The sequence below is a fragment of the Leifsonia sp. L25 genome (genome assembly GCF_050632895.1).
Genome location: NZ_JBODRZ010000003.1, coordinates 980,560 through 994,596, shown reverse-complemented (window position 1 = coordinate 994,596; position 14,037 = coordinate 980,560). Strand labels below are relative to the sequence as shown.

The 14,037-nt window shown below is 67.1% G+C and carries 11 protein-coding genes and 1 pseudogene; all 12 read left to right on the top strand.

The features are described from left to right. Positions 1-86: 86 nt before the first annotated feature. The 12 genes and pseudogenes from ACRAWC_RS08675 to ACRAWC_RS08620 all read left to right on the top strand — a co-directional run bounded on the left by ACRAWC_RS08675 (position 87) and on the right by ACRAWC_RS08620 (position 14,003). Positions 87-2,261 carry a glycoside hydrolase family 36 protein gene (locus ACRAWC_RS08675; RefSeq protein ID WP_431347365.1) on the top strand — a complete coding sequence of 725 codons (2,175 nt, stop codon included), beginning with the start codon at positions 87-89 and terminating at the stop codon, positions 2,259-2,261. 32 nt (positions 2,262-2,293) lie between these two features. Beyond that, positions 2,294-3,616: an ABC transporter substrate-binding protein gene (locus ACRAWC_RS08670; protein WP_431347364.1), complete on the top strand. Its 1,323-nt coding sequence runs from the start codon at positions 2,294-2,296 to the stop codon at positions 3,614-3,616. A gap of 98 nt (positions 3,617-3,714) precedes the next feature. Further along, the gene (locus ACRAWC_RS08665; RefSeq protein ID WP_431347363.1) at positions 3,715-4,653 is read left to right on the top strand and encodes a carbohydrate ABC transporter permease; all 939 of its coding nucleotides are present in this window, start codon (positions 3,715-3,717) and stop codon (positions 4,651-4,653) included. Next, the gene (locus tag ACRAWC_RS08660; protein WP_431347362.1) at positions 4,650-5,501 is read left to right on the top strand and encodes a carbohydrate ABC transporter permease; all 852 of its coding nucleotides are present in this window, start codon (positions 4,650-4,652) and stop codon (positions 5,499-5,501) included. The genes ACRAWC_RS08665 and ACRAWC_RS08660 overlap by 4 nt, the downstream gene beginning before the upstream one ends. A gap of 55 nt (positions 5,502-5,556) precedes the next feature. Continuing rightward, the gene (locus ACRAWC_RS08655) at positions 5,557-6,582 is read left to right on the top strand and encodes a LacI family DNA-binding transcriptional regulator (protein ID WP_431347361.1); all 1,026 of its coding nucleotides are present in this window, start codon (positions 5,557-5,559) and stop codon (positions 6,580-6,582) included. Positions 6,583-6,757: 175 nt separating this feature from the next. Next, complete coding sequence (locus ACRAWC_RS08650; protein WP_431347360.1) at positions 6,758-7,636, top strand: SMP-30/gluconolactonase/LRE family protein; 879 nt, start codon at positions 6,758-6,760, stop codon at positions 7,634-7,636. A gap of 249 nt (positions 7,637-7,885) precedes the next feature. Continuing rightward, positions 7,886-9,379 carry an APC family permease gene (locus tag ACRAWC_RS08645; RefSeq protein ID WP_431347359.1) on the top strand — a complete coding sequence of 498 codons (1,494 nt, stop codon included), beginning with the start codon at positions 7,886-7,888 and terminating at the stop codon, positions 9,377-9,379. A 243-nt stretch (positions 9,380-9,622) separates the two neighbouring features. Beyond that, the gene (locus tag ACRAWC_RS08640) at positions 9,623-10,096 is read left to right on the top strand and encodes a MaoC/PaaZ C-terminal domain-containing protein (protein ID WP_431347358.1); all 474 of its coding nucleotides are present in this window, start codon (positions 9,623-9,625) and stop codon (positions 10,094-10,096) included. A gap of 3 nt (positions 10,097-10,099) precedes the next feature. Then, on the top strand, positions 10,100-11,614 hold the full coding sequence (locus ACRAWC_RS08635) for a class I adenylate-forming enzyme family protein (RefSeq protein ID WP_431347357.1): 1,515 nt from the start codon (positions 10,100-10,102) through the stop codon (positions 11,612-11,614). Between the two features lie 11 nt (positions 11,615-11,625). Further along, complete coding sequence (locus tag ACRAWC_RS08630; protein ID WP_431347356.1) at positions 11,626-12,510, top strand: nitrilase-related carbon-nitrogen hydrolase; 885 nt, start codon at positions 11,626-11,628, stop codon at positions 12,508-12,510. Between the two features lies 1 nt (position 12,511). Next, positions 12,512-12,940, top strand: coding sequence for an acyl-CoA thioesterase (locus ACRAWC_RS08625; RefSeq protein ID WP_431347355.1), 429 nt, complete (start codon positions 12,512-12,514; stop codon positions 12,938-12,940). Continuing rightward, positions 12,937-14,003, top strand: a pseudogene (locus ACRAWC_RS08620) (NAD(P)H-dependent flavin oxidoreductase). Before ACRAWC_RS08625 ends, ACRAWC_RS08620 begins: the two are co-directional and overlap by 4 nt. Positions 14,004-14,037 lie beyond the last annotated feature (34 nt).

Sequence of the window (14,037 nt, the reverse complement as noted above, 5' to 3'; positions counted from 1 at the left end):
AATTGCTTCTGATACCGCTATCATGAATCCAGCGCCGCACCGGGAACGACCGGCGTGGCACCGCATCCGCGAAGAAGAGGAACCCGATGACCGACCGCCTGAGCTGGGGCAACGGAACGCTGACCGTCGAACTCGAATGGTCGGCCGACTCCGCCCCGCGCATCGCGGCGGTCGCCGCTCCCGGGTTGCGCCTGGAGATGCCGGCCGGACTCCCGCTCGTCGACGTGCTGACGGTGTGCCACGGGCACTCGCTCGCCAACGACCGGCTGGTCCACACGGTGATCGGTCACGAGTCCCGCTACACCGGACACGAGGAACGGACCACCGCCGCCGGCCGCGAGCTGCGCCTCCGGATGCGGCACGACGGCACCGGGCTCGAGATCGAGCTGCTGCTGAGGCTCCCCGTCGGACTCGCCGTGCTGCGTTCCGAGGTCACCGTCGTCAACCGCGGCGACGAAGACCTGGTCCTCCGCTCCATCCCGTCCCTCGCGCTCTACCTCGGCGGCGACGCCTCCAGCAGCATCCGCGACTGGGACGTCCACCACGCCTTGAGCGACTGGCTCGGCGAGGGCCGCTGGATCACCGAACCGCTCAACGGCGTCCGCTTCCCGCGCCTCGAGCAGCACCTGACCAACCACAACCCGCGGGGCGAGTTCAGCGTCACCTCGACAGGCACCTGGTCGACGGGCAAGCACCTCCCGGTCGCGGCCGTCGGCTCCGCCCGGCTCGGCGCAGCCTGGGCGTGGCAGATCGAGCACAACGGCGCCTGGCGCTGGGAGATCGGCGAGGACACGGCCAGCGGCTACGTCGCACTCTCCGGGCCGGCCGACACCGACCACCAGTGGACCCAGGTCCTGCGTTCCGGCGACACCTTCACCACCGTCCCGGTCGCGCTCGCCCTCTCGACCGACTTCACCGCCGCGATCGCGCAGCTCACGGCCTACCGTCGCGGCGCCCGCCGTGCGCACCCGGACAACACCGCGATGCCGGTCGTCTTCAACGACTACATGAACACGCTCAATGGCGACCCCACCACCGACAAGCTGCTCCCGCTGATCGACGCGGCCGCCGCGGTAGGCGCCGAGATCTTCTGCATCGACGCCGGCTGGTACGACGACAGCGGCGAGTGGTGGGACACGGTGGGGGAGTGGACGCCGAGCACGACGCGCTTCCCCGGCGGCCTCGTGGAGGTCATCGACCGCATCCGCGACGCAGGGATGGTGCCGGGGCTCTGGCTGGAGCCCGAGGTCATCGGCGTGAACAGCCCGATGGCCGGCAGGCTGCCGGACGACGCCTTCCTGCAGCGGGGCGGCAAGCGCGTGGTCGAGCACCACCGCTACCACCTCGACCTGCGCCACCCCGCCGCCCGCGCCCACCTCGACGAGGTGGTCGACCGCCTGGTCCGTGACTTCGGCATCGGCTTCTTCAAGCTGGACTACAACATCAACCCCGGCCCCGGGACCGACCGCGACGCCGACAGCGTCGGCGCCGGCCTGCTCGCCCACAACCGCGCCCACCTCGCGTGGCTGGAGGGCGTGCTCGACCGCCACCCGACCCTCGTGCTCGAGAACTGCGGCTCCGGTGCGATGCGCGCCGACTTCGCGATGCTGTCCCGCGCCCAGATGCAGTCGACGTCCGACCAGCAGGACTTCCTCAAGTACCCGCCGATCGCGGCCGCCGCGCCGGCCTCCATCCTCCCGGAGCAGGCGGCGAGCTGGGCGTACCCGCAGCCCGAGATGACCGACGAGGAGGCGGCCTTCTGCCTCGCCACCGGCCTGCTCGGCCGCTTCTACGTGTCGGGGCACCTCGCGCACATGGACCGGCCGAGGCTGGACCTCGTCGCCGACGCCGTGGCCGTAGCGAAGTCCCTGCGCGGCGACCTGCTCGCCTCCGCTCCGTTCTGGCCGCTCGGCGTCCCGACCTGGGATGCGCCGTGGACCGCGCTGGGGCTCGCCGTGGACAGTGACCATCCCGGCCAGAGCGCGCTCCTCACCGTCTGGAACCGCGACCCGTCCGCAGGTCCGGTCGAACTCGACCTCCGCCGGTTCGCCGGCTCCGACCTCACGGTCACCACGATCTTTCCGCGTTCACTACCCGAGTGGAGCACCCACTGGGACGCGGAAACCGGACGACTGCGCGTCGCCGGCCCTGCCGATGAGGCAGGCGCACGAGTCCTCCGCCTCCAGGTCGTCGACGGCACCGCCCCCGGTGCGCCGTCGCCGACCGCAACACATTCCGCAACTCGAACCCAGTGGCGTTAATCTCGCTACGACATATCAAGGAGAGCAGTTCAATGAAGATCGCTTGGAAGGGAGCCGCGACCGTCGCGGCCATCGCGGCCGCCGCGGCGTTGGCCCTCAGCGGATGCAGCGACCCCGGCTCGGGAGGCTCCGGCAGCGGCGCCGCCACTTGGCCGGCCCAGGACACGAAGCTCGACGGCGTGAACCTGACCATCTGGGCCGCCCAGAACTCCAACAAGACCGCCGACAGCGTCATCTCGGGCTTCGAGAAGCTCACCGGCGCGAAGGTCAAGGTCGTCACGATCCCCGACCCCTACGAGCAGGGCGTGCAGACCAAGGTCGCGACGGGTGACAAGCCCGACCTCGCGTTCTGGCAGCCCACCGCCTCCGAGCTCACGGCACTCAACGCGACGCAGAACCTGCAGTCGCTCGAGGGCGCGCCATGGGTGAAGAACTACACGGGCAACCTCGGCAGCATGACGGGCATCCTGAACAAAACCCGCTACGCCGCGCTCGTCACCACCCCCGCCGTGATCGGCGTGTACTACAACAAGGACGTCCTCTCGGCCAACGGCATCACCGCGACGCCGAAGAACTGGGACGAGTTCATCGCCGACGCGCAGGCGCTCAAGGCCAAGGGCGTCGACCCGTTCTACGAGATGGGCGGCGACAAGTGGGCCACCCAGTGGTGGGTGCAGGCGCAGCTCGCCGACGCCGCCAAGAGCGGTCTGTGGGACAAGGTGAACTCCAACACCGAGAAGTTCACCGACCCGACCATCCAGGGCGCGATCGACAACTACCAGAAGCTGATCCAGGAAGGGCTGTTCAACTCCGACATCAAGACGGCGACATTCGTCGACCAGGGCAAGGCGCTCCTGGACGGCAAGGCGGCGATGGTCATGCAGGTCAACTCGTTCTTCGGCGAGCTGCAGGCGACCTCCAACACCGCCGACCTGAACAAGAAGATCGGCTTCTTCCCGATCTCGCCCACCGGAAACGTCGGAACGTTCATCCCGGACCAGTCCAATGCCCTCGTCGCCTTCAAGACCGGTGACACCAAGCGGGAGGCCGCGGCCCGCCAGTTCCTCAGCTACTGGCTGGGCGACGGCTACAAGGACTTCGTGAAGGCGCAGTCCACCGTCTCGCTCATCAAGGGCGTCGACACCCCGAGCGACGTCCCGACGGCGCTGCAGGACGTGGCCAAGTCTCTCGACTCCTCGGTCGGCTCGATGCAGGCGCTCGCCGTGGCGAACCCCGACCTGTACCTCAACCTGGCCGACATGATCCAGGGCACGAAGACGACGGTCCAGGTGGCCCAGACCACCCAGGACCAGTTCGCCCAGCTCGCGAAGGCGCAGGGAGCGAAGGGCTTCTAGCCCGGAGCTCCGGCCCGGAACGCCGGGGCGGTGGCCCGAGTTGCATACCGCAGTTCTGACCGCCGCCCCGGCGCCCGAATCCAGAAAGGCATGACCCGATGACCGCACAGCTCGCACCGCCGGCGCCGGCGCCGACCGTGGCAGCGCGCACGGTCCAGAACCGCCGAGGCGGCCGCCGCCAGGACCACCCGGCCTGGTTCCTGGTCCCCGCACTGATCGTGCTCGTCGTGTTCTTCTTCGTGCCCACGATCTTCAACTTCGTCTACGCGTTCACCGACTGGTCGAGCTTCCACAGCCAGATCAACTTCGTCGGCTTCGACAACTTCATGTCGCTGTTCGGCAACGGCAGCCTCCTCAACGATCTGCGGATCACGCTGATCTACGCAGTCCTGGTCGCGCTCTTCCAGAACCTCTTCGGGCTCGTCCTCGCCCTGGTGCTGGAGCGCGACACCCGAATCAACCGGTTCGCACGCGTCGCGTTCTTCGTGCCGGTCGTGATGTCGGCGCTCGCCGTCGGCTACATCTTCCAGGCGCTGTTGAAGCCCGAGGGCGGCCTCAACCAGATCCTGTCGTTCTTCACCGGGCAGCACGTCACCGTCGCGTGGCTCGGCAGCACCACGTGGACCATCGTCGTCGTGGCGCTCATCCACGGCTGGAAGTGGATGGGCCTCTCGATGCTCATCTACCTCGCCGGGCTCAAGACCATCAACGAGGACATCCTGGAGGCCGCGCGGCTCGACGGCGCGAGCTGGTGGAAAACCTTCAGCACCATCCGCTTCCCGCTGCTGGCACCCGCGGTCACCTTCAACGTGGCCACCGCGCTGCTCGGTTCGATGAACGGCTTCGACATCGTTCAGGCCACGACCGCGGGAGGCCCGGGCGGCACCACCGAGCTGCTGAACATCTTCATCTTCCGCACCTTCGGGCAGGGGCTGTTCGCTCAGGCGACCACGATGAGCCTCAGCCTGTTCCTGATGGTCACCGTCCTCGCCTTCCCCGTCATCTACTTCCTGCGCAGAAGGGAGAACGTGCTGTGAGCCTCACCACGTCACGGCGTCGCCGCCGGATCACGCCGTCGCGCGTCGTCCAGCCGATCGTCGCAATCCTGCTGGTCGTGCTGCTGCTCGGCGTGCCGTTCTGGCTCGTCGTCGTCACGGCCGGCAAGGACCAGGCCGAGGCGCTGAACCCCAGCCTCGCCCTCCCGACCACGTGGCACCTGCTGCAGAACTTCGCGACCGTGCTCGACCAGGGCCGGATGGTCGCCGCGTTCTTCGGCAGTCTCCTGATCATGGTGCCGTCGGTGTTCGGGGTGCTGCTGCTGGGGGCGATGGCCTCCTGGATCCTCGGCCGGCGCCGCAGCAAGCCGATCGCGTTCGTGTACGCGCTCGGCATCAGCGGCATCGTCCTCCCGCCTGCGGTCGTCACGATCGTGCTGCTGCTGCGTCAGATCGGCCTCGCAGGCACGGCGGTCGGCATGATCGGCGTCTACATGGGCATGTACCTGTCCACGGTGATCTTCTTCGTCACCGGCTTCGTCCGCACCATCCCGGTCGAGCTGGAGGAGGCCGCCCGCGTCGACGGCGCCGGCCCGCTCCGCGTCTTCTTCCGGGTGATCATGCCGTTGCTCGGACCGACGCTCGCGACGGCGACCATCCTGATCTGCCTCTACATCTGGAACGACGTCTTCTACGCGCTGTTCGTGGTCGGCGGCCGGCTCGACACGCTGCCGCTGAACCTCTACCAGGTCGCCAGCTCCGGCCTGTACCTGCAGAACTGGCACCTGATCTTCGCGTACATCATCCTGATGAGCCTTCCGCTGCTCATCACCTTCACGGTGATGCAGCGCAAGATCATCTCCGGCATCACCAGCGGCGCGGTCAAGTGAGCAGCGCCGCTCGTCCGATGACCTCGCGAGGGGGTGCGTCGCTATGCTGAGGACAATGTCGAACAACGCCCCGAAACCGCCCGTGATCAGCGACGTCGCGCGCCGGGCCGGGGTGTCCGTGCCGACCGTGTCGCGGGTGCTCAACGGTGCGGCGTACGTGTCGGAGGAGAAGCGCGCCAAGGTCATGCAGGCCATCCAGGAGCTCGAGTTCCGGCCGTCGGCCGCCGCGCGCGCCCTCGTCGCCCGGCATCCCAAGCTCATCGCCGTGATCGCAGGCAACACCTCCCGCTACGGCTACGCCGAGACGATCCGCGGTGTCGAGGAGAGCGCGCGTGCAGCGGGCTATACGGTCACGATCACCGTGGTGGAGTCCGCAGACGACGAGACAGTCGCCCGGGCCGTCTCACTCGTGCTGGACCAGCCGCTCGCCGGCGTCGTGGTCCTCAAGTTCGACCCTCCCGGTGTCGCGGCGCTGCACCGCATCCCCAAGTCGATCCCAACCGTGTCGATCTCCGGCGTCCGCGAAGCGGGTGTGCCGCAGGCGGTGCTGGCCGAGGCGGACGCCGCGGAGGAGGTCGTCGGCTACCTGCTCGGCCTCGGGCACCAGACGGTTCAGCACGTCCGGGTGCCCCCGTCGCGCAAGGAGGACGGCCGCACCACAGGGTGGCGCAGGGCCCTCGTAGCGCACGGAGCCCCCGTCCCCGCTCCCGTGGACGCCTCCTGGGAACCGGAGTCCGGCCGGGAGGTCGGGCTCGCGCTCGCCGCGGACCCATCCGTCACCGCCGTGTTCTGCGGGAACGACGAGATCGCGATGGGCGTCATCCGCGGCCTCGTCGACGGCGGCAAGGCGGTGCCGGCGGACGTGAGCGTCGTCGGCTTCGACGACCACCCGCTCGCCCGCATGTGGACACCGCCCCTCACTACCGTCGACCAGGACTTCGCCGGACTGGGGTCGCGCGCATACATGCTGCTCGAGACAGTCATCAGCGGCGGCAAGGTCCGCAAGTTCTCATCCGAGCGGCCGACCGTCATCATCCGCGAGAGCACCGCGCCACCGCCCGGTCAAACGCGAACAGCCTGACTCCGACCCGCATCGGACACTCCGCTCGCCGAGGATTGGGGGGAATTAGTGCAGACACACGACGAAACACCTCCGCGAGTCGCATAGGCGACAGGCCTGCGTCCCTCCACAGTGCTCTTGGCTCGTGACCCGAGATATTGTGGCTGAACCGTCCCACCACGAAAAGTTGAGCCCAATGGTCGACCCAGCAAGTAGTGATCAGCGCCCACGCACCGAGCTCCAATTGCTCGTGCCTGGCGAAGATGACATCGGGGAGTCTCCGATCTGGCTGCCCGAGGAAGGTCGTCTGGTGTGGGTCGATATGACGCCTGGCGTTCTCAACACGTGGGATGGATCATCCAAGACCAGTCGCGCTCTGGGCGGCTTCATCGGAGCTGTGTCGCCCAGTACGCGAGGTTATGTCGTTGCCACAGCGTCGGGATTCTTGGAATTGTTGGCGGACGGGGGCGACGGCCGATTGCTGTCCTTCCTGGACGCGGACCACTTGATGAATGATGCGAAGCCCGGCCCTGATGGTCGGCTCTGGGCAGGCAGCCTCCATAAGGATGAAGCCGCCGAGCAAGGCGCCCTTCATGTACTCGACACCGACTGGGGCGTGCGGCAGGTCCTGACCGGCCTCACGCTGCCGAACGGCCTGGGCTGGGACCGCGAGGGCCGGATCTTCTATCTGAATGACAGCGTGACGGGCGAGACGTTCGCGTTCGATTTCGATCCGGCAAGCGGGTCGATCTCGCACAAGCGAGTGGTGCGCCGCTTCCGTGAGTCCGAAGGATTGCCGGACGGCCTCGCAGTGGACATGGACGGCTGCCTGTGGATCGCGCTGTGGGGCGGAAGCAGAATCGTTCGCATCAGTCCAGAGGGCGACCTCCTTCGGGAGATCGGGTCGGAAGCGAGTCAGCCGGCCTCCTGCGCGTTCGGAGGACCAGGCCTGCGGGAACTCTTCGTGACCACGGCGCAGTATGGACTCGATTCACCTCGAACCGCTGATGGGTCCCTTTACCGGCTGGCTGACGCCGGCGTGTCAGGAGTGCCTGTCGGGTCCTTTCGCGGCTGAACAAACACGCGAATCGCTACCGCCGAGATAGCGCACAATTGTGGCTGAGAAGTTCTCCGTCCTGTCGTACCACCAACGCACGCTGGGCGGCTTAGGAGAATCCCCAATGGCGATCGCGACTCCGCCTACCTATGTTCATGCGAAACGTAGACCTTCGATGGCGAAGGCGGTCACGTCCCGGTGGCCGAGCGACCGCACTACGCAAGACCCGCGCCCCCGCGCCTTGCTCACTGACAGGAGAAACCGGACATGACCGCGACAAGTTCGGACGGCACTCACGCGATGGAGGCCGGTACGGCCCCCGGCGACAAGCTCCAAGGCAACATCGGATTCTTCAACCTGGTCTTCACCGTCCTCGCCTACAACGGCCCGATGGTGGTCTTTCTCGGCTTCATACCCGTGACCATCCTGTTGGGGAACGGAGTGGGAACTCCGGTCATGTACCTGTTCTGCGGCGTGATCGCGGCACTCTTCGCTGCCGGCCTCGTCGCGATGGGCCTGCGACTTCCGAAGCCGGGCGGCTTCTACGCCTTCGTCTCGGCGGGGCTGGGCAAGATTCCCGGGCTCGGCACTGGTTTCGCGGCGATGGTCTGCTATTACGCAGCAAATCTCTCTGCCTACGCGCTGGGCGGCGTCGCGACCGACTCTCTCGTCCATGGAGCTCTCGGGGGCCCTTCGCTGCCCTGGTGGCTGTACGCGGGTGTGATGTTCGTCATCGTGGCGGTGCTCGGGTACTTGAACATCAACTTCTCGGCCAGGCTGCTGACCGTCTTCCTCGCCCTCGAACTGCTGCTTCTTGTCATCTACGACATCTCGGTGATCGTCCAGGGCGGAGCCCATGGCCTCGGCTTCGACAGCTTCAAACCGTCGAACATCTTCTCCGGCTCCATCGCCGTCGGCTTCATCTTCGGCATCGGTCTCTACGGCGGGTTCGAGGCGACCATCATCTTCCGTGATGAGGTGAAGCGTCCACGCCGCACCGTGCCTCGGGCGACCTATGCTGTCGTCGGAACGCTGGCTGTCCTCTATTCCCTGACCGCATGGGTGTTCATCAACTCGTATGGGGCTGATGCCATCATGGCCGTTCTCAATAAGAACCTCGTCGCGGCATCGAGTGAGAGCGTCAAGCACTACACCGGAAATGTCGCGTACTTCGCCGTCTCCGTGCTCCTCATCACCAGCTCCTTCGCGCTGGTCCTGGCGAGTCACAACATCACGTCGCGATACCTCTACAACTTGAGTGCGGACGGCGTGTTGTCGAAAGGCCTCAGCCGGGTGCACGAACGTCACGGGTCCCCGCACCGCGCCTCGATCGCGGTGAGCATCGCGTCGTTGGCGGGACTCGTGATCTTCGCAGTCGCGCAGATCGACGGCGACACGGCCTACGCGAGGCTCTCCGGCGTGTACTCGTACTGCTTCGTCATCCTGCTGGTCGTCGCTGCGCTCGCCATCACAGTGTTCCTGGTGCGGGACACGACGGCGAAGAAGAAAGCGACCTGGCAAGCGATCGGCACTGCCATCTCGCTTGTATTCCTCGCGGTGGCGCTCGTCCTCTCGACGATCAATTTCGACTTGCTCGCCGGGACGGAGGGATGGCTGACCTGGCTCGTGCTCGGAGTGATCTACGGACTCATCGCCGTCGGCGTCATCCTCGCCGCGGTGTACCGGACCCGGCGGCCGGAGGTCTATGCGCGCATCGGCCGCGACGACGCCGGTGATCTCGTCCCCGACCCGGCCGGCTGAGTCGACGACAGGACCGCCGCAGCACGCAGGCGAAACGATGAGCCGCACCCGCCTTCGGGCGGGTGCGGCTCTGTGTGTCAGCCGGCGCCTCTCCCTCAGGCGATGATTCCTGCCGGTGTTGGTCTCCTGCACTGGCGGATCACGGCTTCGTTGTTAATCGACCAATAGCGCGAATTCCGGCGACGGGGTGAGATATGTCATGGCCGCAGGGAACTCGGTCGCCGGAACGTGAAAGGGACCAACGTGGACATCGCAGAACAGACGAGACAACGGGGAATGTATTTCGACGAGTTCGAGATCGGCCAGACCTGGGAGAGCCCCGCGCGGACGATCACCGAAGCAGACCTCGTCCTGTTCGCCGGCATCTCGGGGGATTTCAATCCGCTGCACACCGACGAGGAGTTCGCCAAGGCGACGCAGTTCGGCGGACGCATCTTCCACGGACCGGGTGTCTTCGCCATCGCAACCGGGCTGGAATCGCGCCTCGGAATCAAAGAAGGAACGGCCATCGCCTTCCTCGGCATGACATGGAACTTGAAAGGCGCCGTACGGATCGGCGACACGATCCACGTGCGACAGACGGTTGCGTCCGTCAAGCCGTCGTCGTCGAAGCCCGACCGCGGAATCGTGACCTTCGATGTCGAGGTGGTCACGCAGAATGGGGATGTCGCCCAAGACGGCCAGTGGGTCGTCATGTTCAAGAGGGAGCAGGCGTAACACATGCGGTTCCTGGAACGGATCACGAACGCGACCGACGGCGATGCTGTCGCTCTCGAAGATGGCGACCGGCTCGTCACCTTCGCCGCGCTCGTGGACGCCGTCGATCGCTTCGCCGGGCGTCTCCAGGAGATGGGCGTCGCCCGTGGCGTGCGCGTGGCTCTGATAGCAGACAACTCGGCGGCCTATCTGGTCGTGGCGTTCGCCGTCTGGCGCCTCGGCGCGACCCTCGTCACGGTGTATCCGTCGTCGACGACCGACGAGCTCGAGTACGTGATCGGCAACTCCCTGTCGACGGTCGTGCTGGCGGATGGCAGAGCTGCCGCGCGACTGAACGGCTCAAGCGTGTCCGTGGACACGATCGTCGACAATGACACGGTCCTGCAGGACGCGTCCGGCGATGGAGCCGCCGCGGTCCACACGCTTCCTCCGCTGACGGAGCTCGATCCGGAGGCGCTGGCCCTGATCTGCTACACCTCCGGAAGCACGTCGCGTCCGAAAGCGGTGATGCACTCGGCGGAGGGCCTGTCTGCCGGCGCCGACGCCTATGCGGACGTGTGGCGCATCGGCCCGGCCGACCGCACCATCGTCTGCCTTCCCATGGCGTGGGTGTTCGGGCTGACGACGGCATCGATGTCGACTCTGAGCCGCGGCGGCACCGTCCTCATCCTCGCTCGCACCAACCCGGCGCTCCTGGTGGAGGCGATCAGTGATCGACAGGGCACGTTCCTCCCCGGCGTGACCACGATGTTCGTCAAGCTGACGGAGTACGCGGAGAACCATCCGGGAGCCGCCGACTTCCGCTCCCTCCGGTTCTGCATCTCCGGCGGCGAGCCTCGAAACGAAGCGGTCTTCGCCCGGTGGCAGCGCCTCACGGGTGTTCCCGTGCATGACGTGTTCGCTGCATCCGAGTGTTTCCCCGTCGTGACCTACGATCCGGCCGTGGACCCGGAGCCGCGGCTCGGGAGCGCCGGCAGGGTCGTACCGGGTGCGCGGATGCGCGTGGTGGACGAGGACGGGTCGGACGTGGCCCCGGGCCGAGCAGGCGAAGCACTCTGGAAGGCGCCCGCGCACTTCCTCGGCTACTGGGACAATCCCCAGGCGACGGCGGATGCGACAGTCGACGGCTGGTACCGCACCAAAGACCTCGTCACCGTGGATGAGCAGGGATACGTCTACGTCCTCGGCCGGCTCTCCGACATGATCATCCGCGGCGGGGCCAACGTTTCGCCCGCCGAAGTGGAGGGCGTGCTCGCCGAACACCACTCCGTTCGCGCAGCGGCCGTCTTCGGGCGTCCCGATGCCGAGTACGGCGAGGCGGTCGTGGCCGCGGTCGTCGCACGGCCAGGAGAGGCCATCGATCCGGATGCGCTCGCGGAATTCTGCCGCACGCGCCTGGCTTCGTTCAAGGTGCCGACCCGCTTCATCACCGTGGACGAACTGCCGGTGAATCCGCGCACCGGCAAAGTAGACCGGAAGTCCCTGGCGCTGGTGACGAACACGACGGCCGGCGCATGAATACTCTCTCCGTGGCAGCGACCCAGTTCGAGCTTCGGCCGGAGCGCACATTCGATGATTTCGAGGAGCACCTGACCGGCCTGGTCCGTGCCGCGGCCGCTGACGGGGCGGAGGTCGTCCTTCTGCCAGAGCTGACGACCATGGGTCTGCTCGCGTCGCTTCCGGAGGCGGAGCACCTCACGGTCGATGACCTCGACGAGGCGTACCGTTCCGTGTTCCCGTCCTACACCGGGCGGTTCGTCGACGCGATCGTGCGGGTCGCCTCCGACCTCGGCGTGGTGGTCGTAGGCAGCCACTTCCGCGAGACGGAAACCGGCGCGCATCGGAATACCGCATACGTGGCGCACCCGGATGGCCGGGTGGAGCAGCAGGACAAGCTGCACCTCATCCCGCAGGAGCGGAGCCTCGGCACCGAGGCCGGCGACGCTGTGCTCATCACCGAGATCAACGGAATGAGGACGGCCGTGCAGATCTGCGCCGACATCGAGTTCCCCGAGGTGTCGCGGCACCTGGCGAAGCGAGGGGTGGACCTCATCCTTGTGCCATCACTGACCTGGAACCGGCGCGGGGCACAGCGCGTCCGCTACGGGGCGCACGCGCGCGCCATGGAGAACCAGGTCTACGTGGCGGTCTCCACACTGGTCGGCTCCAGCGGTCTGCCGCGGGACGGCGCGATGCACGGCACTGGTCATGCTCTCGTCGCCATGCCGTTGGAGCGGCGATTCGGCGACAACGAAGGCATCGTTGTCGCCCACGACGACGACGGAAGCGAAGGATTCGTGATCGCCCGGCTCGACTCGGCGCTGCTGGAGGAGTCCCGGGCGCAGCCGGAGCCGCCCGGCTTCCGGTACCGGCGCGAGGACCTCTACGCGCGGCTGGAAGCGGACGCGAGCTGAGATGGCCTTGTTCGTCCACACCTTCCGGGTGCGCTACCACGAGACCGATCCGCAGCAGTTCGTCTTCAACAGCCGGTATCTCGAGTACGCCGATGTGTCGATGACCGAGTACTTCCGCTTTCTCGGATGGGGATACCCGGAGCTGCTCTCGGCAGGGTACGACCCTTCGCTCGTCGCGACGCACCTGACCTTTCACCGTCCGGCGCGACTCGATGACGTCATCGAAGCGCGGGTCACCTGTGTGCGCGTCGGCACGTCGAGCGCCGATCTCCGTTTCGCGTTCCACCGGGAGGCGGAGCTGGTCTGCACGGTGGAAAGCACGTACGTGAACGTCGACGTGTCGACGGGTCGCGCCCAGTCAATCCCCCACCCCATCGCGGATGCGCTCCGCACCGACATCCGCACGTCTGAAAGGACCTCCCTCTCGTGATCGCCACTGAGCTCACCCGTCTTCTGCAGATCGAGCATCCTGTGCTCTCAGCCGGCATGGCACGCGTCGCGCAGGCCGACTTGGTCGTCGCCGTCAGCGAGGCAGGCGGAATGGGCTGCTTGGGCGGCGTCAGCTTCATGCCGGACGCGCTGCGGGCCGAGATCCGAGACATCCGCAGCCGCACCTCCAAGCCGTATGCCGTGAATCTGCTCCTCCCGGAATCGTTGACGACGGAGGATGAGGCGACCTGGGCGCCCGTCCGCGAACTCTGGGACGCGATGAGCCCGGCCCAGCGCACCAAACTGGCCGGAGTTCAGGCGCTCCTCACTCCCGGGGCGGTCACAGACCAGGTGCAAGTGGTTCTCGACGAAGCGCCGCCGGTCGTCGTGCTGACTTTCGCGACGCCGTCGTGGTTCATCGACGCGGCCAGGAGCAGAGGCATCCTGGTGGGCGCGATGGTCGGCTCGATCGGCGGGGCCCAACGAGCCGCCGCAAGCGGAATCGACTTCCTGATCGCTCAGGGCACCGAGGAGGAGGTCACACCGGTCATGTCGCCACGATGGCGTTGACGCCCGCCGTGGTGGATACGGTCGATCTCCCGGTCGCCGCAGCCGGCGGTATCACAGACGGCCGTGGCCTCGCCGCCGCGCTCGCGCTGGGCGCGCAGGCGGTCTGGGTCGGTTCCCGGTTCATCGCCACCCCGGAGGCGTACGGTCATGATGCCTTCAAGGCGCGCGTGCTCGCCGGTCATAGCCGTGACACCGTGCTGACCAAGTCGTACACGGGCAAGCCGCTCCGTGCCTTCCGGAACCAGTGGACCACGAAATGGGAAGGCGACCCGTCGTCGGTGCGGGGCTTCCCGGGGCAGTACGCGGTCGCGGGCGAGCGAGTCGAGACCGGCTACCAGGATGGCGACCTGGACTGGGGCATGATGCCGATCGGGCAGGGTGTGGAGAACATCCACGAGCTGACGCCCGCCGGAGACGTCGTGACCTCGATGGTGGCCGAGGCGGAGGCGATCATCGGGGCGCTTGCGCGGTCGACGACCACGTCGGTCGAATAGCGGGACCGCGCGAGCCCCGCTCAGGTCGGCTTCC